17 protein-coding genes and 2 pseudogenes are annotated in these 19,833 nt (G+C 60.0%); 12 read left to right on the top strand and 7 right to left on the bottom strand.

Features of this window, described 5'->3' with window-relative positions:
• Nucleotides 1-69: 69 nt before the first annotated feature.
• Genes HMPREF0183_RS07090 through ychF form a run of 5 tightly spaced genes read left to right on the top strand, consistent with a single transcriptional unit; the run spans nt 70 to nt 7,734 of the window.
• On the top strand, nt 70-1,533 hold the full coding sequence (locus tag HMPREF0183_RS07090) for a DUF3375 domain-containing protein (protein WP_005884435.1): 1,464 nt from the start codon (nt 70-72) through the stop codon (nt 1,531-1,533).
• Nucleotides 1,530-2,150, top strand: coding sequence for a DUF4194 domain-containing protein (locus HMPREF0183_RS07085; RefSeq protein WP_005884433.1), 621 nt, complete (start codon nt 1,530-1,532; stop codon nt 2,148-2,150). The genes HMPREF0183_RS07090 and HMPREF0183_RS07085 overlap by 4 nt, the downstream gene beginning before the upstream one ends.
• Nucleotides 2,147-5,470, top strand: coding sequence for an ATP-binding protein (locus tag HMPREF0183_RS07080; protein WP_005884431.1), 3,324 nt, complete (start codon nt 2,147-2,149; stop codon nt 5,468-5,470). The genes HMPREF0183_RS07085 and HMPREF0183_RS07080 overlap by 4 nt, the downstream gene beginning before the upstream one ends.
• Nucleotides 5,457-6,620, top strand: a complete 1,164-nt coding sequence (locus HMPREF0183_RS07075) for a Wadjet anti-phage system protein JetD domain-containing protein (protein ID WP_005884429.1) — start codon at nt 5,457-5,459, stop codon at nt 6,618-6,620. The genes HMPREF0183_RS07080 and HMPREF0183_RS07075 overlap by 14 nt, the downstream gene beginning before the upstream one ends.
• A 28-nt stretch (nt 6,621-6,648) precedes the next feature.
• A complete protein-coding gene (ychF, locus tag HMPREF0183_RS07070) occupies nt 6,649-7,734 on the top strand; it encodes a redox-regulated ATPase YchF (protein ID WP_005884427.1) in 1,086 nt (361 codons plus the stop codon).
• A 481-nt stretch (nt 7,735-8,215) separates the two neighbouring features.
• Here ychF and HMPREF0183_RS07060 read toward each other — a convergent pair whose 3' ends face one another.
• Together HMPREF0183_RS07060 and merA are read right to left on the bottom strand one after the other, a co-directional pair.
• Nucleotides 8,216-8,611, bottom strand: coding sequence for a hypothetical protein (locus HMPREF0183_RS07060; RefSeq protein ID WP_211205328.1), 396 nt, complete (start codon nt 8,609-8,611; stop codon nt 8,216-8,218).
• 218 nt (nt 8,612-8,829) lie between these two features.
• Nucleotides 8,830-10,251, bottom strand: coding sequence for a mercury(II) reductase (gene merA / locus HMPREF0183_RS07055; protein ID WP_005884418.1), 1,422 nt, complete (start codon nt 10,249-10,251; stop codon nt 8,830-8,832).
• Nucleotides 10,252-10,349: 98 nt separating this feature from the next.
• On the opposite strand from merA, the gene HMPREF0183_RS07050 reads away from it, so the two are divergent.
• Nucleotides 10,350-10,739: a heavy metal-responsive transcriptional regulator gene (locus HMPREF0183_RS07050; protein ID WP_005884416.1), complete on the top strand. Its 390-nt coding sequence runs from the start codon at nt 10,350-10,352 to the stop codon at nt 10,737-10,739.
• 43 nt (nt 10,740-10,782) lie between these two features.
• On the opposite strand, the gene HMPREF0183_RS13285 is transcribed toward HMPREF0183_RS07050, so the two are convergent.
• Entirely contained in the window at nt 10,783-10,944 is a 162-nt protein-coding gene (locus HMPREF0183_RS13285) for a monooxygenase (protein WP_483458286.1), read from the bottom strand.
• Between the two features lie 193 nt (nt 10,945-11,137).
• Between HMPREF0183_RS13285 and HMPREF0183_RS07040 the strand changes: the two genes are divergently transcribed.
• A complete protein-coding gene (locus HMPREF0183_RS07040) occupies nt 11,138-12,202 on the top strand; it encodes an NAD(P)-binding domain-containing protein (protein ID WP_245527134.1) in 1,065 nt (354 codons plus the stop codon).
• A 78-nt stretch (nt 12,203-12,280) separates the two neighbouring features.
• On the opposite strand, the gene HMPREF0183_RS07035 is transcribed toward HMPREF0183_RS07040, so the two are convergent.
• The 3 genes from HMPREF0183_RS07035 to HMPREF0183_RS07025 all read right to left on the bottom strand — a co-directional run bounded on the left by HMPREF0183_RS07035 (nt 12,281) and on the right by HMPREF0183_RS07025 (nt 15,517).
• Nucleotides 12,281-14,173: a heavy metal translocating P-type ATPase gene (locus HMPREF0183_RS07035; protein WP_005884410.1), complete on the bottom strand. Its 1,893-nt coding sequence runs from the start codon at nt 14,171-14,173 to the stop codon at nt 12,281-12,283.
• A complete protein-coding gene (cmtR, locus tag HMPREF0183_RS07030; protein ID WP_005884408.1) occupies nt 14,170-14,529 on the bottom strand; it encodes a Cd(II)/Pb(II)-sensing metalloregulatory transcriptional regulator CmtR in 360 nt (119 codons plus the stop codon). Before cmtR ends, HMPREF0183_RS07035 begins: the two co-directional genes overlap by 4 nt.
• An 82-nt stretch (nt 14,530-14,611) precedes the next feature.
• A complete protein-coding gene (locus tag HMPREF0183_RS07025) occupies nt 14,612-15,517 on the bottom strand; it encodes an LLM class flavin-dependent oxidoreductase (protein ID WP_245527133.1) in 906 nt (301 codons plus the stop codon).
• Nucleotides 15,518-15,585: 68 nt separating this feature from the next.
• Between HMPREF0183_RS07025 and HMPREF0183_RS07020 the strand changes: the two are divergent.
• Both HMPREF0183_RS07020 and HMPREF0183_RS07015 read left to right on the top strand, forming a co-directional pair.
• Nucleotides 15,586-16,035: pseudogene (locus tag HMPREF0183_RS07020) on the top strand (DUF933 domain-containing protein); the annotation flags it as partial.
• A 133-nt stretch (nt 16,036-16,168) separates the two neighbouring features.
• Nucleotides 16,169-17,143: an NAD-dependent epimerase/dehydratase family protein gene (locus tag HMPREF0183_RS07015; protein ID WP_005884402.1), complete on the top strand. Its 975-nt coding sequence runs from the start codon at nt 16,169-16,171 to the stop codon at nt 17,141-17,143.
• 225 nt (nt 17,144-17,368) lie between these two features.
• Here the strand turns inward: HMPREF0183_RS07015 and HMPREF0183_RS07010 are convergent, their stop codons facing one another.
• The gene (locus HMPREF0183_RS07010) at nt 17,369-18,535 is read right to left on the bottom strand and encodes a CBS domain-containing protein (protein ID WP_005884400.1); all 1,167 of its coding nucleotides are present in this window, start codon (nt 18,533-18,535) and stop codon (nt 17,369-17,371) included.
• A gap of 245 nt (nt 18,536-18,780) precedes the next feature.
• On the opposite strand from HMPREF0183_RS07010, the gene HMPREF0183_RS07005 reads away from it, so the two are divergent.
• The 3 genes and pseudogenes from HMPREF0183_RS07005 to HMPREF0183_RS12825 form a co-directional block, all read left to right on the top strand.
• Nucleotides 18,781-19,137, top strand: coding sequence for a putative quinol monooxygenase (locus HMPREF0183_RS07005; RefSeq protein ID WP_005884398.1), 357 nt, complete (start codon nt 18,781-18,783; stop codon nt 19,135-19,137).
• Nucleotides 19,073-19,370: pseudogene (locus HMPREF0183_RS12545) on the top strand (HigA family addiction module antitoxin). The gene HMPREF0183_RS07005 and the pseudogene HMPREF0183_RS12545 overlap by 65 nt, the downstream one beginning before the upstream one ends.
• A gap of 12 nt (nt 19,371-19,382) precedes the next feature.
• A partial coding sequence (locus tag HMPREF0183_RS12825) for a class I SAM-dependent methyltransferase (RefSeq protein WP_040348508.1) occupies nt 19,383-19,833 on the top strand: 451 nt, incomplete at its 3' end.

Raw genomic sequence — 19,833 nt, 5'->3', positions numbered from 1 at the left:
GTGTCTAACTAACAGTCAAGACATTAGAAATCCGGCTCATGACCGTCCCTGATTTGTCATACTGTCACTATGCGTGTGCTCAGCTCTGCCCTGGCGTTTAAACGCCTCATGGAGTCCGACAGTGCATTGGGCATGCTCCGGGCAGACAACCTACCCATCATGGCGGCAATCCTGGGCGCCCACCTCGGGAAACCAGGGGCTGTGATGCCCACAGACGAACTGCACGAACGAATTGAAGCGGACCTTGAAGAGCTTCGCGATTACTTTGACACAGGTGACAAGCGCGGAAAAGCATTCTGTGACGACTGGCGCCGAAAAGGCATTCTGGTGCGACGTCCCGCAACAGCCGTCCGGGGTGAAATCTACGAACTGTCCGCGGCCGGATTTGACGCAATCCGCATTCTTGACCAGCTGCGAACCCCACCCCAGACCACCACGCAGTCGCGGCTGGTGAGCCTTTCGCAAGCCGTCCACAACCTGGCCCTTGAGACCGACCCCGACCAATCACGCAGGCTCGGCCAGCTGGAGGCAGAGAAACGTCGCATCGAGCAGCAGATCGAGCTGATTCACCGAGGCGACGGTGATACGACGATGCTGGATAACCGTATGGCGCGTGAGCGTGTGAGCGATATTCTGCAACAGGCAGCCGGGCTCCCGGGTGACTTTGCCCGAGTGCGAGCGCGGTTCGAGGAACTCAATCACGAGTTGCGGGTGTCAATCCTGGAGTCTGACGAGTCGCAGTCGCGGGTCCTTGACGAGATTTTTCGTGGTGTCGACTTGATCGCGTCATCCGATGAAGGCCGGACGTTCGCGGCCTTTGCTACGTTATTGCGGGAACCGGAGCATGCCGCGTCCTTTGACGAAGACATTTCGCGCATTTTGGACCGGGACTTCGCACTACAACTTAACCGCGATGAACGGCAAGCTCTGCGTCTGCTCATGCGACACATGAAGACTGGGGCGCGGGACGTTCAACAAACACTGTCGGAGTTCACGCGAGGCTTGCGCAACTATGTGTTTTCGCGTGAGTTTCAAACAGACCGGGTGCTTCTGGCTCTCACTAGGGAGGCGATGTCGCAGGCCGCCAGCATTACGGATGTGTGCAAACCAACGGCGGACATTGGCATCACGCTTGAGTTGCCTTCAGTGCGCATGACGAGTGTGGGTGAGATTCAGCTTCACGACCCTGACGAGTACATCATTGGCGACGAACTAGGTGTTGCTGAGGCTACTGAGGTCGACTACCGCGCTTTGGTTGCGCTGGCCCGTGAGTCTGAAATCGATATCGTTGAGCTCGTTGGCAACGTCAATGCGGCTGTGGAAGAAGGCAGACCGGTGACCGTCGCCGAGGTGTTATCCCAGTTTCCGGCCACCCAGGGGGTTGCCAGCGTGGTGGGGTTGGTGTCCTTGGCGGTCAACCACGGTGAGTCTGTGCCAGGTGAGAGTGACACTCTGGAGTGGGTTGGATTGGACGACGTGGCGCGCTCTGCCACTGTCGCGCGTTGGCACTTTACCGAAAGGATCCGTGCATGAGTGAAGACACGGTAGACGGTGGTCTGTGGAATGGTGACGAAGGACAGCTGGCGTTCGACACTCGCCGGGTGCTTCTCGAACTGTTGAAGGGGCCCTACGTTTCAGGGGAACAGAAACCTCAGTTGTGGGCGGCTTTAGTTGCAGATGAAGGTTTGATTAGGTCGCGTTTGAACGATGTGTTCGTGGACCTTGTCATAGACCACAGTGCTTCGTTTGCGTTCACCCGGCGGGTTGTGACCAATGAGATCCAAGCTCCGGTCGCACTACGAGCTGAAAACCTCAAGTTTCTTGACACTGCCATGCTCTTAGTTTTGCGCCAACGGTTGCTGGCCGCGCAAGGTGTTCGCCGTGTGATCGTTGATCAGAGTGAGATCTACGAACAGCTTTCAGTGTTCCGGACAGGTGACGAAACAACCTTTCAGCGAAACTTGAACGCTTCGTGGAGGCGGATGATCAACACTGTGCGCGTGTTGCACAAGGCGAGTGAGGACCGCTATGAGATTTCACCGATCGTGCGTTTCCTCGTTGATGAGGACCGGGTGAAGGAACTCACTGAGACGTATGAACGAATCGCTCGTGAAAATCAAAAGTCAAAAAAGCAAGGTGAGGCACAGTGAGTGAGCACGCGGAACCCAGACAGTGGCGCCTGGCTCAAGTGCAGCTGGCCAATTGGGGAACGTTCGACAAGCAGATCTCCATTGTCAATATTGCGCGCAAAGGTCACCTGATCACCGGCCCGTCTGGGTCGGGTAAGTCGTCCCTGTTGGATGCGATCGCGTGTGTGCTCACCCCGGACAAGTGGTTGCGATTTAACTTGGCAGCACAGGGGTCAACCTCGCGTTCCGATCAACGCAGTTTGGTCAGCTACGTCCGAGGTGCGTGGACCAGAGTCACGGATGACGACCAAGACCGGGTTGTGAGTAAATATTTGCGACCCAGTTCTACGTGGAGCGGAATCGTGTTGCGCTTTCACGACGGTGAGGGCAAGACCCTGAGCCTCGCCCGCCTTTTCTTCCTCAAAGGGTCCAGCGTCAGTGCGCGCGACCTCGGCGATATTTGCGTCCTTGAGGAGACTGAGCTTGACCTGATTGACCTGCAAAAGTACGCCGCGGGTGGGTTGGAGACCAAAAAACTCAAAGCCGATCATCCCGCCGCTATCGTCACGTCCAATGGCACACACACGAAGTTTTATGCCCGGTTACGCCGTGCGTTCGGGATCGAAAACGAATCTGCCCTGCAACTCCTCCACAGGACACAATCAGCAAAAAGCCTCGACAACCTTGACCGGCTGTTCCGCGATTTCATGCTGCCTGTGCCGGACACGTTCGAAATCGCTGACACTGCCGTTCAGCAATTTGGTGACCTGCGGGACGCTCACGCGCACGTTGTCGAACTGCGGAAACAGCGAGATCTTCTCCTCAAACTGCGCACCGCCTCGGAAGAGTACGACACCTGCTGGGCCAAACATGTTGACCTCAACACTCTGAACGACTTACTCAGCCCGTTCTTAAAGCGGCGCGAACTTGCGATGCTCAACGAGCAGCAACAGCACTTACGGCGTACGCTCGCGCAGAAACGAGCGCAACTCGAAGAGAATCGCGCGGAAGAAGGTAGGGCGGAGTCAGAACTTGACACGGCTACACGGGTTGTTAGACAAAGCGGTGGTGCAGAAGTTGAAGTCCTGCAGGCCACACTGGACGGCGCCAGGAACGATCACAGTGCAACTGAAAACCGGCGACGTCGGTTCGAAGCGCAACTGCAGTCGGTTGGGATCATGCGCATGCCACAGACCGCAGACGAGTTTGCTGAACTCCACACGGAAATTGCTGCCGAAACCAAGTCTCAAGAGCAGTCGGTAGGCGCGTCTTACGAAGACAATGACCGGCTTGCGAAAGCGAGGCGTGACGTTCGTGAAATCGAGGCCCAGATACGCACGCTCCGGCAGTCCGGTTCAACAGTTCCAGACAACTTGCAACGTGTGCGCCAAGCCATTGCAACACGTATCGGGATTCCCGCCGAATCGATGCCGTTCGCAGCGGAACTCATTGAAGTGAAACCACACTTCAAAGAATGGACGGGCGCGATTGAGCGGGTTCTACGTCCGTTTGCGCTCACGATGCTGGTGCGGAGCCAGTATCTCCCAGCGGTGCGCGAGTGGGTAGATAACAACGAAATACGTGGCCGACTCGTCTACGAAGAAGTTGCTGACGGCATTGAACGACCGCAGCCGGTGCTTCACCGCGACTCGCTCATCAACCGCATCGAAATAGCAGACTCAGCAGTAGGCGCGTGGGTTTCGTGGGCGCTTTCCGTGCGCTACAACTACGTGTGTGTAGAAACTCCCGACGATCTGGGGGACCACTCGCGGGCAGTTACGATCCGCGGGCAGATGAAAACCTCGGCTACGCGCTACGAAAAAGATGACCGCCGGGGCATCAACGACCGTAGCCACTGGGTGCTGGGCGACCGTGCAGGTAAACTCTCTGCGCTCGCAGACCGTTTGAAAGAAGCACAGGAGGAATTCAACGCAGCCCAAGAGGTTGTGGACGCGGCAACCCGGCAAGAACAGGAACGCAATATTCGGCGAGGTCGCCTTGAAAGCATCCTTGACGGGTCATGGGCGGAATACGACACTGTTTCAAGTCAGAAGAAAGTCGACTCGATTGAACAGCGTTTGCGGACTCTCACCTCGGGAGACGCGACTCTCAGCCGGGCAGTGCAAGCAGAGCAGAAAGCGAAGGCGGCCTACGACGCCGCAAGGAGCGCCACGGAGGACACGAGGCACGAGGTGCGCATGGCCGAACGCGACCTGGCAGTGTGCGAAGAGAAAGCCGGTGAGATCAAAGCGCGGATTGCGGCAGGCGAACTCGAAGACGTGCCAGAAGACACGGCTACGCGGTTAGAAGAGCGGCTGCGACGTGAAAAGCGGGCCATCCGCTTGGACAACATTCACGAGGTGGGTCAACGTGTGTCCACAGCGCTACAGAAAGAAAAAGACACAGCGCGGGATGCTGCTGACCGGGCTTCGCATCAAGTGACGCAACTGACGACCGAATTTAAAGAACGGTGGGAAGCGGTTGCCAGCGATTTGATGCCTGGGGTGGAAGACCGGGCCGGGTTCTTGCGGATTCTGGACGAAATCCTCACGAACGGGCTGCCTACGTATGAGACTCGGTTTAGGAAGTTGTTGCAGGAGCGTTCGCAGGACTTGGTGGGCGAGCTGCTGAACGAAATCATGTCCGCGCCCAACGAAATCAGGGACCGGGTGGTGCCCATTAATTCGGCCCTGGCGCGGAAACCGTTCGATGAGGCCCGATTTTTGCACTTGCGCGTGAAAACCCAACGGAGCGCTGTTGTTGAAGACTTCATGGGGCAACTCCGCACGATCGTGGACGGTAGTTGGGATGACCAAGATATGCAGACCGCAGAAAGCAAGTACGCGGTGTTGGCAGAAATCATGCGGCGGTTTGACTCTGGTGAGCACGTTGACAAGGCGTGGCGGAATCAGTGTTTGGATACGCGAACGCATGTGAAGTTCCTGGCCGATGAGGTCGACGAACACGGCACGGTGAGAGCAACGTACGACTCTGGGGCAGCCATGTCAGGTGGCCAGCAGCAAAAGTTGGTTGTGTTCTGCTTGGCGGCCGCGTTGCGGTACCAGCTCGCACAGCGTGACGACGATGTGCCCCTGTACGGCACCGTGATCTTGGACGAAGCGTTCGACAAAGCAGATACCAGGTACACGCGGATGGCTCTGGATATTTTTGTCGAGTTTGGTTTTCATTTGGTGTTGGCAACCCCGCAGAAGCTCTTACAGACGATCGAACCGTATGTGGGAGCAGTGACTGAGATTGATAACCCCACGAGGCAGTTGAGTACGGTTGCCAATATCGATTGGTCAGGCCACACGGCAGGGGACAGTGATGCGCGGAGTTGAGGAAGCGCGGTCCACTTTGCGGGAGCGTCTTCAACGGAACATGTCCGGGTGGGTTGCTTCGCCTGACAGTTTTTTGCCTATCAAGTTTGCCCTCCACCCGCCCACGGAAAAACAGGCAATTGTCGATCAGCAGGCGGCCATTGACTGGGTCGTTCAGTGGCGTCACGTGAGTGATAAACCTGAGTTTGCGGGGGCTGTGACGTGGGAAGAGCGGGCGTGGTCGCGGGTAGGTAGGCAAAGTGTGCCCGTGCGGTTTGTGTTGAAGGACGCCGAGGTCGTTGCACGTTTTGTTGGTGGGGAACCTGCGTCGCGTTTTAGGCGGATGAAAGACCGTGCTACGTGTATTCGAGAGGTGTGCGGGGATTCTGCTACGGTCGCCGGGGCCATACGTGCGAACGGACAGCGCCTCGTGGGCTTAAACGACGAAGATTTCGGCCGGGTCCTCGAAGTCGTCACATGGTTAGGGGACAACCCGGTGGGGCAGCTGCGACCTCGGCAGTTACCTATTCGCGGTGTTGACTCGAAGTGGTTTTCTACGCACAAAACCGCGGTGACGGCCTTGTTGAAGGCGTATGGCAGGGAAGATGCCGTTTCAGTTCTTGAACCGGAGCCTCGTTTGCACGTGAGGTTTTTGGACCCTCAGCTCGCGCCGTGTGAGGCGTTATGCGATGTCACGGCTCCCGTTGACGAGTTAGCGTGCATGGAGATTGAGCCGGAGACAGTGTTCGTGTTTGAGAACTTGGAGTCGGTGCTGTCGATGCCGAGGTGTGCCGGAGCTGTTGTGATTCATGGTGGCGGTTATTCTGTGGACCTGCTTGCGCGGCTTCCGTGGTTACGCAATGCGCGCGTGGTGTACTGGGGTGACCTGGATAGTCATGGGTTCGCTATTCTCGCAAAGTTTAGAAAACAGGTGCCGGGCGCGGTTTCGATACTTATGGACGTTGAGACGCTCGTGGCTCACCGCGACCTGTGGGTAGAGGAGCCGAAGCCGCATACTGGGTCGGTTGCGGGGTTGACTAGTTCGGAGGAGCGGGCGTTAGCGCGGGTGCGAGCGGAAGGTAACGTGCGTTTGGAGCAGGAGAGAATCCCGTGGAAAAATGCACTCGAGGCCATCGCACCAAGGGCGCTGGACCAGTGCGGTAGAACCTAGCGTTCGCAACCGACTAGACTTACATCCCGTGGCTTTAACTATTGGAATTGTGGGACTCCCCAATGTGGGTAAGTCGACCATGTTTAACGCTTTGACCCGTGCTGAAGTACTCGCAGCGAACTACCCGTTTGCGACGATCGACCCCAACGTGGGTGTGGTTCCGCTCCCGGACCCGCGACTGAACCGGTTGGCTGAGATCTTTGGCTCAGAGAAGATCCTGCCTGCAACCGTGAGCTTCGTTGATATTGCTGGCATTGTGAAGGGCGCGTCTGAGGGTGAAGGGCTGGGGAACAAGTTCCTGGCCAACATCCGCGAGGCTGACGCGATCTGCCAGGTGACCCGTGCGTTTAGCGACCCCGATGTGACGCGCGTAGAGGGTTCGAAAGACCCCGCTGGCGACATGGACACGATTTCGACCGAACTTATCCTTGCGGACTTGCAGACTCTGGAGAACGCACGACCTCGGATTGAAAAAGAGGTGAAGCGTAAGGCTGTGGAGCCGGATGTCCTGGCAGCAATGGACCAGGCGAAGGAGCTGCTGGAAGGTGGCACCACGCTGTTCCAGGGGGCAGAGAAGGCTGGTATCGATGTCGACCAGCTCAAGGAACTGCAGCTCATGACTGCCAAGCCGTTCATCTACGTGTTTAACACTGATGAGGACGGGCTGGCCGACGAAGCTATGCAGTCGAAGATGCGCGAACTCGTAGCGCCAGCTGAGGCGATTTTCTTGGACGCGAAGTTCGAAGCTGAGCTCATTGAGCTTGATCCGGAAGAAGCCGCCGAAATGCTCGAATCCACCGGCCAGGATGAGCCTGGTTTGGACAAGCTGGCCAGGGTTGGTTTCGACACGCTGGGCTTGCAGACCTACCTGACGGCGGGCCCTAAGGAGGCTCGTGCGTGGACTATCCGTAAGGGGTGGACCGCTCCCGAGGCGGCAGGTGTCATTCACACGGACTTCCAGAAGGGCTTTATTAAGGCTGAGATCGTCTCGTTTGAGGACCTGGATGAGCTGGGTTCGATGGCCGAGGCGAAGGCCGCTGGCAAGGTCCGTATGGAAGGCAAGGACTACGTTATGGCCGACGGCGACGTGGTCGAGTTCCGGTTTAACGTGTAGTGCTTAACCTCTGCGATGAACTCTTTGATCCCGGGACGTGATGAGGACTGGGGCTATTGTGCTCCCCCGAATGCTACGGCCCGGGGGCACGAGACTGTGTCGCAGGTGCAAGCGAGGGGACCAGGAGCGAAACACAGACCGCTGAGTCGACGCAGTCACGGTAAAGACGGAGCCGTCTAGGCGGTGCTCGAGGTTGCGCGAGATACGGTGACGCTGGGCGTCGGTAAGCGATGCGTATTCGGCGACATCGATGGAAAGCTGGACTTTGCCGTCCGTCGTGTTGACGCCCTGGCCGCCTGGAGCCGACGATTTCGCGAAACGCTCCGCGAGATCGGCGGCGGCGATGACCGCACCGTCGGGGATCCCCGGGCCGGGTGCTATGGTCAGGTCGTTCATGCCGCCCAGCCTAGGTGCCCACAACCCTTTCTCGTCTCGGCGGAAGCGGAGACCGCGTCGCGACGGCCGGGATCCAGCCTCAGTATTATCCTCGTAACGCTTTTTGCTCCTCCTTCTCCCGTCGGGCTTCGATTTCAGCGGCCTTCGCAAGCAGCCGGTCTTCGTTCATGTCGCGAATTTTCTCGGTGGCCTTCTGCGCCTGTTCCACCGCAGACTGACGGGCGCGATTCGCAGCATTGACCGTGTCTCCCGCTCGCGACATCACAGATTGACGCCGGCCCTGGACCTGGAGACGTTCCGCATCCTCCACATTCATCCGCACATGCTGCGCGAACGCGTTGATGATGTCGTGAATACTGTTCGCGTGTGCGGTGATGTGGTGTGCGCGAATCGGGCTGGTCACCCAGACCTGATTGCTCAGTTTGGCTGCATCGCGGATGGCTGAATCCATCGCGAGCAAACGGCGGGTGGTCGATTCCAATCTATCCTTGCGCGCTTCGACGATTCCTTCCCGCTCCGCCCGCCGCGATGAACGGCAGGCCGCAGCAGAGCAGCGACGGAAGCGCGCAGCATGCCAGCAAGAGCAGCCCGGTCCCTGCAGCGACGACGGGACCGGCGCGCCCTTCGTCGCGGTCCTGATCGGCGCTCATCGTCTGCATCTCTTCAGGATGAGATCTCCCCGATTGCCTGCGTTGCCGTTCATGCGCAGCACGACAGCAGCGACGGGTCGGTGGTGAAGGCCTTCGCGGCGATCCGGATGCCCTCGGCCATGGTCAGGTAGGGGGCCCAGGCGTTGGCGACCTCGGCGACGGTCCTGCCGAGCACGTGGACGCCTGCGGCGGCGAGCTCCCCGGCGTCCTTGGCGACGGCGGTCAGGCCGAGGATCTCGTACGTCTCGGCGTTCACGACGATCTTGATGAACCCTCGGGTGTCGCGGTTCACCAAGGCGCGGGGCACGTGGTGCAGGGGCAGGACGCGGCAGTCGCAGCGGATCCCCGCAGCGAGGACGTCCTTCTCGGTCATCCCGACCGCGCCGATCGCGGGCCCGGTGAACGTCACCCGCGGCAGGCGGGCGTAGTCGACGGACCGGTCGGCGTCGGCGAACGCGTTCTCGGCGACGAGGGTGCCGTGGTGGGCGGCGACGTAGACGAACTCGGGGTGCCCGGTCACGTCGCCCGCGGCCCAGATCCGCGGGTTCGAGGACTGCAGCCGGTCGGAGACGACCACCTCGCCGGAGTCTCCGGTATTCACCCCGACCGCATCGAGGTTCAGGCCATCGGTGACGGGACGGCGTCCGAGGGCGACCAGGACCTGGTCGGCGCGAAACTCCTGCGAGCCGCCGGACACGGCGGCGGTCACGACGGCCTCGCCTCCCGTGCCGCGGGAGACCCGGGTGGGCACTGCGCGGCTGACGACGCGGATGCCCTCGTCGGCGAACACCTCCTGGAGCGCCTTCGACACCTCCGGCTCCTCCTTCGAGGCGAGCCGAGACCGCACGAGCAGCGTGACCTGCGAACCGAGGCGGGCGAACAGCTGCGCCTGCTCCAGGGCGACGTAGCCGCCGCCGAGCACCAGCAGCGACTCGGGGACCTCCGTCAGCTCCATCGCCGTGGTCGAGGTCAGGTATCCGGTCTCCTCCAGGCCGTCGATCGGCGGTGCCCACGGGCGAGAACCAGTCGCGACCAGGTAGTGGTGGGCCTCGATGGTCTCGACGCTTCCGTCGGCTCTGGCAACATCGAGAACCGGCGCATCAGGGGTGCCCACGAACGAGGCGTCGCCGCGAAGGACCTGCCAGCCGTAGGAGTCGGCGACGTCGGCGTACTTCTCGCCGCGCAGCGACTCCACCAACGCTTGCTTCCCAGCGATCAGCGCGGGCATGTCGACGGGATCCGCCGTCGTCGCGATCCCGGGGAACCGGGTTGCGGCGTCGACGGCGACGTGCCGCGCGCCGGCCGCGGCGATGAGCGCCTTCGACGGGACGCAGCCCGTGTTCACGCAGGTGCCGCCGAGCGTCCCTCGCTCGATCATCACCACCGACTTCCCGAGCGTGCTGGCGCGGATCGCAGCGGCGAACGCGCCGCCTCCCGATCCGATGATGGCGAGATCGTACTTCGTAGGCATCGCTGCTCCTGTCAACTCTTGGCTTTCTGCTCTGTCTCAGCCATACTGGACCTTCCAGTGCAGGGGAAGGTCAAGCGCGGCCACGGAGGGAGACAGCAATGCGGATCGGAGAACTCGCCGAGAGGGCGGGCACTACCGCGAAGACCCTTCGCTTCTACGAGGAACAGGGCCTTCTGCCCCCGACCGAGCGCACGCCGTCCGGATACCGCGACTATGCGCCCGAGATGGTCGCTCGGATCGATTTCGTCCACCGCGGCCAGGCCGCGGGCCTCACCCTCGCCCAGATCCGCCAGATCCTCGACATCCGCGACGGCGGCCATGCGCCCTGCGAGCACGTGCGCGACCTGCTTGACGTGCGCCTCGCTGAGATCGAGCAGCAGATCGCGCAGCTCTCCGTGCTACGCGACACTATCGCGGATCTCAGACAGGACGCCGCGCACCCGGACCCTGAAACGTGCAGCACCGATCAAGTGTGTAGGTACTTGTAGACGACGGGAGTCAATGACTCAAACGCTACAACCCCGATATGCGCTAGCGCATGTCGATGACCCCGGTGCCCACCTCGATGTGATTGGTGGTGGCCGAGACAGCACACAGCAGCGGCATCGTGGCGGAGGCCTGCAGCGCGAAGTGGTGGACTCGGAAGGACGCGTTGTTCACGCCGATTTCGTCCGCAGCCTGGGTGATCTCCAGATGAGTCTTGGCGATCTTTTCCGCAGATCGCCCGCGCTAGCTGCCGAAAGCGTAATGCCCGGAGCTTAAGAGGCCGAACGCTTTCATTGGATAACACTCCTTTTGATGGTGTTAACGAGAGGGAGTAACTTTGCAACGAGATGCCGTGGAGTTCAAGTTCAACGTGTAACGCAGGGTGCTGAGGCGGAGATTGTTGAATACCATTGACAAGCTCCCTCCCGTTGGTGAGCTCGCCGAGACACGACTGGGCGGGCATGTGCCCGGTGAGGTGAGAAGCGCCACGGAGCATCACACTGCCATCGTCGTCGGTGGTGGCCAGTCCGGCCTAGCCACGTCGTACTACTTGCGGCGCTTCAAAGTGGACTTCTTGGTCCTAGACAACCAAGAGGAACCCGGTGGAGCGTGGTTGCACACGTGGCCTTCACTGACGCTTTTCTCCGCCGCGGAGTTCTCCAATCTGCCCGGCTGGCCTATGCCGCGGTACCCGGGGTACCCGCCGGCAAGCCATGTAATCGACTATCTGGAAAACTACGAAAAACGCTATGACCTCCCGGTTAGGCGCCCAGTGCACGTTCACAGCGTGTCCCATGAGGAAGGGATGTTCTACCTCAGTACGAGCGTCGGTCAATTCACAGCGGAACACGTTATCGCGGCTACCGGCACGTGGTCCGCGCCCTTCGTGCCCCACTATCCCGGCACCTTCCAGGGACGCCAGTGGCACTCGTCGACCTACCCTGGTCCCGAACCATTCCGCGGCGCGAAAGTCGCGGTGGTCGGCGGGGCGAACTCGGGTGCCCAGATCGCCGCAGACCTCATTGGGAGGTCGGAGGTCACATGGTTCACACGTGAGCAACCGCGCTGGATGCCTGACGATGTCGATGGCCGCGATCTCTTTCTGCGCAGCCGCCGCCGGATTCTCGGCGGCGATTCCGGACCGAACCTCGGGGACATTGTCGCGCTTCCTCATTTACGTGAGCTCCGCAACTCCGGTCAGCTCAGCGCTACCCCCATCTTCGATAGCTTGAGCGAGCTCGACCACGACCACCTGATTTGGTGCACTGGTTTCCGTCCGGCTCTCGGCCCATTCCGGCACCTCATGCGTGGCCGCGAACCTGCGGTGCAGAATCTGCATCTGGTCGGTTACGGCAACTGGACCGGGGACGGCTCAGCAACGCTGATGGGTGTTGGGCCCTTTGCCAAACACACTGCCCAAGTAGTCGCGGGCCGTGTCGATAAAGCTCGGCATCAAAAGTTTTGAGATGACGCTTGGTCCCTGAGCAGCTCGATCCTTCCAAGATCCGCATTGGAGAGCCAGCGCGCTGGACGAAAGTGTGGCTCAGCGCTTCGCTTGCGCAGCCCGCAGGCCGTTCAAAATCACGATAACTTCAGCGACCTCGTGAACCAACACGACGGCGGCCAAGCCCAGCACGCCGCTGATCGCCAGCGGCATCAACACGATGATGATAGCCAGAGACAGCACGATGTTCTGGTTGATGATCCTGCTGCCTCGGCGAGCGTGCTTCAGTGCCTGCGGGATCAGCCGGAGGTCGTGGCCGGTGAAGGCGACGTCAGCGGACTCGATCGCGGCGTCAGAGCCGGTCGCTCCCATCGCTATACCCACCGTCGCGCCCGCCAGTGCCGGCGCGTCGTTGATGCCGTCGCCGATCATCGCCGTCGGCGTCTTGGAGGAGAGCTCGGCGACGATGCTTGCCTTGTCCTCCGGGCGTAGCTCGGCGCGCACGTCGTCGATCCCGGCGATTTCAGCCAGCGCCCGGGCGGTGCGAGTGTTGTCGCCGGTGAGCATGCTCACTTTCACGTCGTTAGCATGCAAGGTCTGCACAGCTTCGGGCACCTCTGGCCGCAGCTCGTCACGGACCCCGATCGCCCCGGCGAGGGCGTCATCGACGGTGACAAGGACGCAGGTTTGGCCCTCGGACTCCATGCGCTTAACGTCTGCATTCAGTGGCCCGGCGTCGATCCACCGGGGGCTACCCACCAGCACCCGTCGGCCTTCGACGGTGCCGCCGATGCCATGCCCGGCTTCCTCGCTGATGTCCTGGGCGTCGGGCGCTTCGGGCACCGCTGCCACGATAGCTGCGGCGAGGGGGTGCGTCGATTGCTGCTCAACTGCCGCCGCGAAGGCAAGCACCCGCGCCCGATCGAATCCCACTGCCGGGACTACGCCGGTAACCTCGGGCTGGTTGCGGGTGAGGGTTCCGGTTTTGTCCACCGCCAGGTGACGGATGCCGCCGAGCCGCTCGAACGCCGCGCCGGACTTGATGACCACGCCAAACTGGCTGGCCGCGCCGATCGCGGCCACGACCGTCAGCGGCACGGAGATTGCCAACGCGCACGGCGACGCTGCGACCAGGACCACCAGTGCACGGGTGATCCACGTCTCGGGGTCGCCCAGCAGCGAGCCAATCACACCGACCAGCACCGCCAGGATCATCACCCCGGGCACTAGGGGCCGGGCAATCCGGTCGGCGATCCGGGCGCGGTCGCCCTTTTCCGCCTGTGCCTGCTCGACCAGGTCCACGAGTGTGGTCAGCGAGTTGTCCGTTCCAGCTGCGGTCGTCTCGACCTCCAGCACACCGGCGGAGTTGATCGCTCCCGCGGGCACCTCGTCGCCGGGTGCGACCTCCTCCGGAATGGATTCTCCGGTGATCGCTGAAGTGTCAAGGCTGGAGCGTCCGGAACGAATGATGCCGTCCGTGGGGATCCGCTCCCCGGGGCGAACGAGCATCAGCTCGCCAACCACGAGGTCCTTCGCTGCGACCTCGACCGCCGTGCCGTCGCGCAGCACCGTCGCGGTCTGCGGCACCAACTTCAACAGTGCCCGCAGTCCGCCCTGGACCCGGTCCATCGCCTTGTCCTCCAGTGCCTCAGCGATCGAGTACAGGAACGCTAGAGCCGCGGCCTCTCCGACGAAGCCGAGGATCACCGCGCCGACCGCGCTGATCGTCATCAGCAACCCAATGCCGAGCTTGCGCTTTGTGACAAGGTTCCGGATCGCTCCAGGCGCGAACGTATACGCCCCTAGCAGCAGGCCGACCCAGAACAGTATTGTCGCGGGTGTCTCCAATCCGGCCCAGTCCAGCGCCAGGCCTATACCGAGGGCTACGCCAGAGAAGATCGGTAGCAGTAGTTCGGGGTCCTTCCACCATGGCCGATCGAGATCTTCGATTTCCGTGGCTGGTTCGTGTTCGCATCCACATGCTGAACTCATGCCTCCGCACCTTTCTCGCCGCAGCCGGGCACCGAGCATTCAGGGTCGATGCACGGGGCGTTTTCGTCGACAGTCAACGTCGCGTTCACTAGCGCCTTGAGCGCTGCCGCGAGGTGCGGATCGGCGATTTCGTAGCGGGTCTTGCGGCCCTCCGGCTCGGCGACGACGATGCCGCAGTCACGCAAGCAGGTCAGGTGGTTCGAGACGTTCGAGCGGGTCAGGTCCAGGTCGCGCGAAAGCACAGCCGGGTAGCTCGGGCCGTCGAGTAGAGTCATCAGGATTCTGGAGCGCGTCGGATCCGCCATGGCCCGGCCGAGCCGGTTCATGACATCGAGGCGTGAAGCAATAGTCAGCATGTGCTGAACTATACAGCCAATACTGAACTATTCAAAACACACTGAACTGACATTGAAGCGAAGAGCTTGCGACCTGCGGGAATTAGGCGATGGGATAGCCGGTAACTGGGCTTTCGCGGTTTGGCTGCCAACCCAACGCGGGGGCGACATGCGTGGTGAAGTTGTCCAAGATATTCACGTTGACGTCCACGCCCATCCCGGCGGGGATGGTGATGAGCAGGGTGTCGGCGGACATGACGGCGGCGTAGGTGCGGCCGAAGGTGGAGGCGCCGACGTCAGGCAGCGTGCCCACCTGGTCGGAGCCGGAGGCCTGCATGCCGAACAACTGCATGTCCGCGCCGTCGACGATGGGGAAGATAGAGCGAGACACCGACACGCGCGGCGTCCAATCGTGGCCCGCCTCCTTCCATGCGGCGCGGTAGCGGCTGATCTGATCCGCCTGGATTTCGCCCAGGGTCTCGGCGGTGGTCGCGGAAATCAGGGTGGAGGACATTAGGTTAAGCCTGTCCTTGGCGGCCTGTTCCGCCGAGGTGTGGGTGCCGGAGCCGTAGAAAATGTGTTTGCGCAGCTCTGGCGCCATGGGGAAGACCGGCAGGGCGGAGCCGGGATGGAACATGTTGGGGTACTGCCGGTCCAGCGGTGCGGCGGTGGCGAACCCGTTGCCGTCCACTGAAGCCATGAACGCCTCGAGGTGGGCGCGTGCCACGTCCGCGCCGTTGGGAGCTTCGCCCTTGTAGCCGAAGGCCTCCCAGCCGCGGTCAGCCACCTCGGGGGCGCCGCGTGAAACGCCTAGCGCCACGCGGCCACCGGAAATGTGGTACAGCGATGCGGCCTCTTCGGCGAGGTGGAGCGGGTTTGCATAGCGCATGTCGATGACCCCGGTGCCAACCTCGATGTGATTGGTTGTGGCCGCGACAGCACCCAGCAGCGGCATCGGGGCGGAGGCCCGCGGCACAAAGCGGTGGACACGGAAGGGCGCGTTGTTCACGCCGATTTTGTCCGCGGCCTGGGCGACCTCCAGATGAGTCTTGGCGATCTTTCCGCAGATGGCCCGCGCTGGCCGACGAAGCCATGCAGGCGAAGATGCGCGAACTCGTTGCGCCAGCTGAGGCGATTTTCTTGGACGCGAAGTTTGAAGCGGAGCTCATTGAGCTTGATCCTGAAGAAGCCGCCGAAATGCTCGAATCCACTGGGCAGGATGAGCCTGGTTTGGACAAGCTGGCGCGCGTTGGCTTCGACACGCTTGGCTTGCAGACTTACCTGACTGCGGGCCCCAAGGAGGCTCGTGCGTGGACTATCCGTAAGGGATGGGCCGCTCCCGAGGCGGCCGGCGTCATTCACCCTGACTTCCAGAAGGGCTTCATTAAGGCTGAGATCGTGTCCTTTGAAGACCTGGATGAACTGGGTTCGATGGCCGAGGCGAAAGCCGCCGGCAAGGTCCGTATGGAAGGCAAGGACTACGTTATGGCCGACGGCGACGTGGTCGAGTTCAGGTTTAACGTATAAACCTGCTCGTCAGAAGTAGTGCTGCAAGTGGAGAACAGGTGGGATTGGTTCCGCTCTGACCTTTGAATCTAGCCCGGCTATGCCGAGAGCGAAGTCGCTCGCGCGAAAGGCGCCGCGATGCTTGACTGGTGGCATGGATATTTTGTTGCTTGGTGGTACAGGTTTTCTTGGACGACACATCGCACGTGTTGCGCTTGCACGGAGGCACCGCGTCACGTGCCTCGCACGAGGCACGGGGGAGCCAGCCGCTGGGGTCGAGTTTGTTGGTTCAGACCGTGACCGTGAAGATGCGTATGACAAGGTTGCCACGCGGTCCTGGGATGCGGTCGTCGATCTGACGAGTCAGCCTAAGCACGCGCGGGACGCAGCCACGAAACTCCAAGCTAAGCACCGTGTGTTTGTATCTTCGAGCAGCGTGTACGCGGATCAGGGGAGAATCTCTGCCGAGTCCGATCCTGTGGTCGAGCCGCTAGATCTCGACGCCATGGAGAGCATGGAACAGTATCCGGCGGCCAAGTCCGCCTGCGAAGCGGCTTATCGGGCTGTCAGTGGATCGGTGATGATTGTGCGTCCCGGTCTGATCGCAGGCTACGGTGATGGCACAGGACGCAGCGGTTACTACCCGTGGCGCTTCGCGCACCCAACGGGCGACGATGTCATTGTTCCGGACCCGAAGTTCCCCATCGCCATGATCGATGCGGAGGACCTGGCTGACTGGATCGTCGAATCTGCGGAGGTCGCTCGGGAGGGAACATTCAACGCGACCGGCCACGCCGCCACATTGGCGGAGGTGTATACGATTTCCCGCGATCTCACTGCATCGCGGGCGACGGCGCGACATGTCCCCGACGAAGAGCTACTTGCGTTCGAAGTGAACCCATGGATGGGACCGAAGTCGCTGCCGTTGTGGGTCCCCGGCCCGCAGTGGCGCAACATCGCGTTGCTCGAGTGTAAAGCCGCGTACGAAGCCGGACTACACGTTCGCCCGTTGAAGGAGACACTGGCGGACGCTATGCGGTACGAGGAAGAGCGGAGTGTCGAGAGGCTAGCAGGGCTTAGTGATCAGGACGAGGTCGAGCTGCGCCGGCGGTTAGAAGCTGGTAATTAACTTCGGCGGGAAGAGTTTTGGTGGCAGTGGGAACCGTGCTGAATCTATTTTCGTTCCGTAACTGACTGTGAGAATGCGTCCGGATCCGGCTGAGCGAAAACGCCGAAGATCCGTTGACTCTGCCTGGAGGGGGAAGGGATCTGGCCCGCGGGATCAATTTCCTCTGTGCAATATGGAAAGGGTTCGAAGTGGGCCTTCAGAATGCGATTCAGCTGTTGACTCTCGCTAAGATTTCGACTGCATTATCTGGCGCAACCACACTGCCAAGGCCTCGAATGATGGAATCATGTCTTCAGGTATTTCAGATCGATTGAAATGCATCACACGGTTACGTGCGAGGCGAGCATCGTTCAGGCTTCGGATGCATCGTGGCTTGTCCTCGTCGGAGATGCGACCCACGCGAAACACCTCAGACCATATCGTGTCGTCAGCTACGGCCTTGATGTAGTCCGCAAACGTTAGCTTTTGCGCATACGACTTCTCGGAGTCATCTGGCCCGCTGGCGTCAACTTCTTCCTTTGTTAGTGTAATGCTTTGTTCTGTGTCTATATACACGTCTGTCAGTGGGCCCTTCTTTATGGCTATGGCCTTCTTGAGCTTCGCTTCCGGAACATCCGCGAGAACCCCCCGTAGAAGCTCTTCGATCTCGTTAGCGCGCAGGAACATTGCGGCGATCGAGTTTAGATGGGTCGCTAGGTCCCACGTAGTGTAGATCTGTACGATCTCGTTTCTTGCGTTTTTTCCGTAGATAAATCCGTGCTGAAGAATGGTCGAGACCCAGTCGAAAAGCTTCTCATTCGTTCCTACTACTGGAACCTGGGTTGTGGCCACATTAATAAGTTTCGTCTGGTCGGATACTTTGTCAAAGGTGAGGTCCGAGATGGTCACCGTACCGATGAGAGTCGACCTGTCGTTCTTCGAGAAGAAGAGTGGCAACTTGGTGCGATTTCGTTGTTGCATTAGTTCAATCGCGTCGCTTACTGAGTCCCCGTACTGAAGGCTATCTAGCTCATCGGCGTCACTCTTTAAGGAAGACAAAACCCAGCCACCCACTGCCGATTTCTCTGAGGCGGATTCGTTTGACGATATATCAGGCTTTGGCGTTTGCGGTTCGGAGTCCGAGGAGAGGCGTCGGATCTCGACGTCGCCGTAATAGTCGGCTGAACTGATATCCGGGAACATTTCCAATTGGTTCTCCGCGAGCCACTCATTGATCCGACGGTTGACGATGGCTCCACGGCGCGATCGACCGAAGCATTCAAGTACGTAGCTGGTGGCCAGTTGGACACTAGTTTTGTTGGATGAAACAAACTTATGGAGTTCATCGTGGTGCGATTGCCGATCTTTATCTGTGGGCGTATCGGAAGTGTTGATTGCGTCGTTGGTCGTCATTATGTTCACCTACTAGGTAGTGGCGATTGGCGCAAGTGGGTAGTTCTGCATCGGAGCGGGCGACTATGCCCACTAGCCATAGATGTGCTCATGGCTGGGGCGGGGCCAGTTAGTGCAAGGATAACCTATGTTCGAGAACTAACGTCGCGACGCGTGATGAGGACGTCACAGGTTACTTGGCTGCGGAACGCAGTGGAGTTCTGGTTTAATGTGTGACAACGTCTGACTTTTAGCGAAGGTGTTCTATGAGCACGATCGAGCTGAACGGCACCCTGATCTGCAAGGACGTTAGTGATGTTTCGAGCGTTGAACGGTTCCTTCCAAAGCACGTTGAGCTCTCTCGTGATGAACCCGGGTGTCTGCGCTTCGAGGTCACTCAATCTGACGACCCGCTCGTATGGAATGTGTCAGAACAATCCACTGATCAAGCATCGTTCGATTCACACCAAGCGCGGGTTAAAGCGAGTGAGTGGGGTCACGCAACATCGCATATTCCATGTGACTACACCATTGCGAGGCCAGAGGAGGCTGAGATGGTTGACTACCACCGACAATCGCCCTCCGGCTCACCCGGGAGAGATTCTGACGGAGGAATTCATTGAAGAATTCGGCATCCACGTGGCACAAGCTTTCTGTGCCCATAGGTGTCCCACCGAGGCGGATCAACGAGATAGTGCATGGCAAGCGCGCCATCACTGCTGACACGGCGTCGCGTTTGGGGCGATACTTTGGAGTGGAGCCGCAGTTCTGGCTCAATCTGCAGTCGCAATACAACCTCGAAGTAGAGAGCGAAGCGATTGCTGATCAGGTTAAATCGATAGACCGCACCAGGTAGCGTGAATCCGGAGTGGAAGAATCAACGCAGGATGGTTGGAACCATAATCGGCACTATCACAAACTGATTCTTGATCATTGTCGACCGTCAGTGCATACCGCACTCGATGTGGGATGTGGTGAGAGTCTATTGGCGCAAGCGTTGAATGCTCGCGGCTTGATTGTGAAGGCGATTGATGCCTGTAATGACGTACTAGCTATTGCGCGTCGGCGTGAGCATGGAATCAGGTGGGTGCATGGCGATGTGATGATCCATGACTTTGGGGAACAGCAGTTCGATCTTGTCACTGCAGTAGCAACGGTTCACCACTTACCCGATTGTGAAGGGGTGCTGGAAAGGTTACGTAGTCTAGTTTCCCCGGGCGGCAAGTTGGTAATCCTCGGTTTAGCCAGGAGTGCGAGCCCAGTCGACTTTGTCTACGATGTTGTTGGAGCAGTTCAGCACCGGTTCTATACAACGCTCC

The organism is Brevibacterium mcbrellneri ATCC 49030 (assembly GCF_000178455.1).
In the GTDB taxonomy this organism is placed as follows: Bacteria; Actinomycetota; Actinomycetes; order Actinomycetales; family Brevibacteriaceae; genus Brevibacterium; species Brevibacterium mcbrellneri.
Note: the sequence above shows the minus strand (reverse complement) of the source record. Positions and strands in the feature narration are given on the sequence as shown.

Coding starts and splice junctions, on each gene's coding strand:
- merA (WP_005884418.1), bottom strand. CDS start 10,251: ATGCCTACGAAGTACGATCTCGCCATCATCGGATCGGGAGGCGGCGCG.
- HMPREF0183_RS07005 (WP_005884398.1), top strand. CDS start 18,781: ATGAGCACGATCGAGCTGAACGGCACCCTGATCTGCAAGGACGTTAGT.
- cmtR (WP_005884408.1), bottom strand. CDS start 14,529: ATGCTGACTATTGCTTCACGCCTCGATGTCATGAACCGGCTCGGCCGG.
- HMPREF0183_RS07015 (WP_005884402.1), top strand. CDS start 16,169: ATGGATATTTTGTTGCTTGGTGGTACAGGTTTTCTTGGACGACACATC.
- HMPREF0183_RS07050 (WP_005884416.1), top strand. CDS start 10,350: ATGCGGATCGGAGAACTCGCCGAGAGGGCGGGCACTACCGCGAAGACC.
- HMPREF0183_RS07085 (WP_005884433.1), top strand. CDS start 1,530: ATGAGTGAAGACACGGTAGACGGTGGTCTGTGGAATGGTGACGAAGGA.
- HMPREF0183_RS07010 (WP_005884400.1), bottom strand. CDS start 18,535: ATGACGACCAACGACGCAATCAACACTTCCGATACGCCCACAGATAAA.
- HMPREF0183_RS07035 (WP_005884410.1), bottom strand. CDS start 14,173: ATGAGTTCAGCATGTGGATGCGAACACGAACCAGCCACGGAAATCGAA.
- HMPREF0183_RS07075 (WP_005884429.1), top strand. CDS start 5,457: ATGCGCGGAGTTGAGGAAGCGCGGTCCACTTTGCGGGAGCGTCTTCAA.
- HMPREF0183_RS07090 (WP_005884435.1), top strand. CDS start 70: ATGCGTGTGCTCAGCTCTGCCCTGGCGTTTAAACGCCTCATGGAGTCC.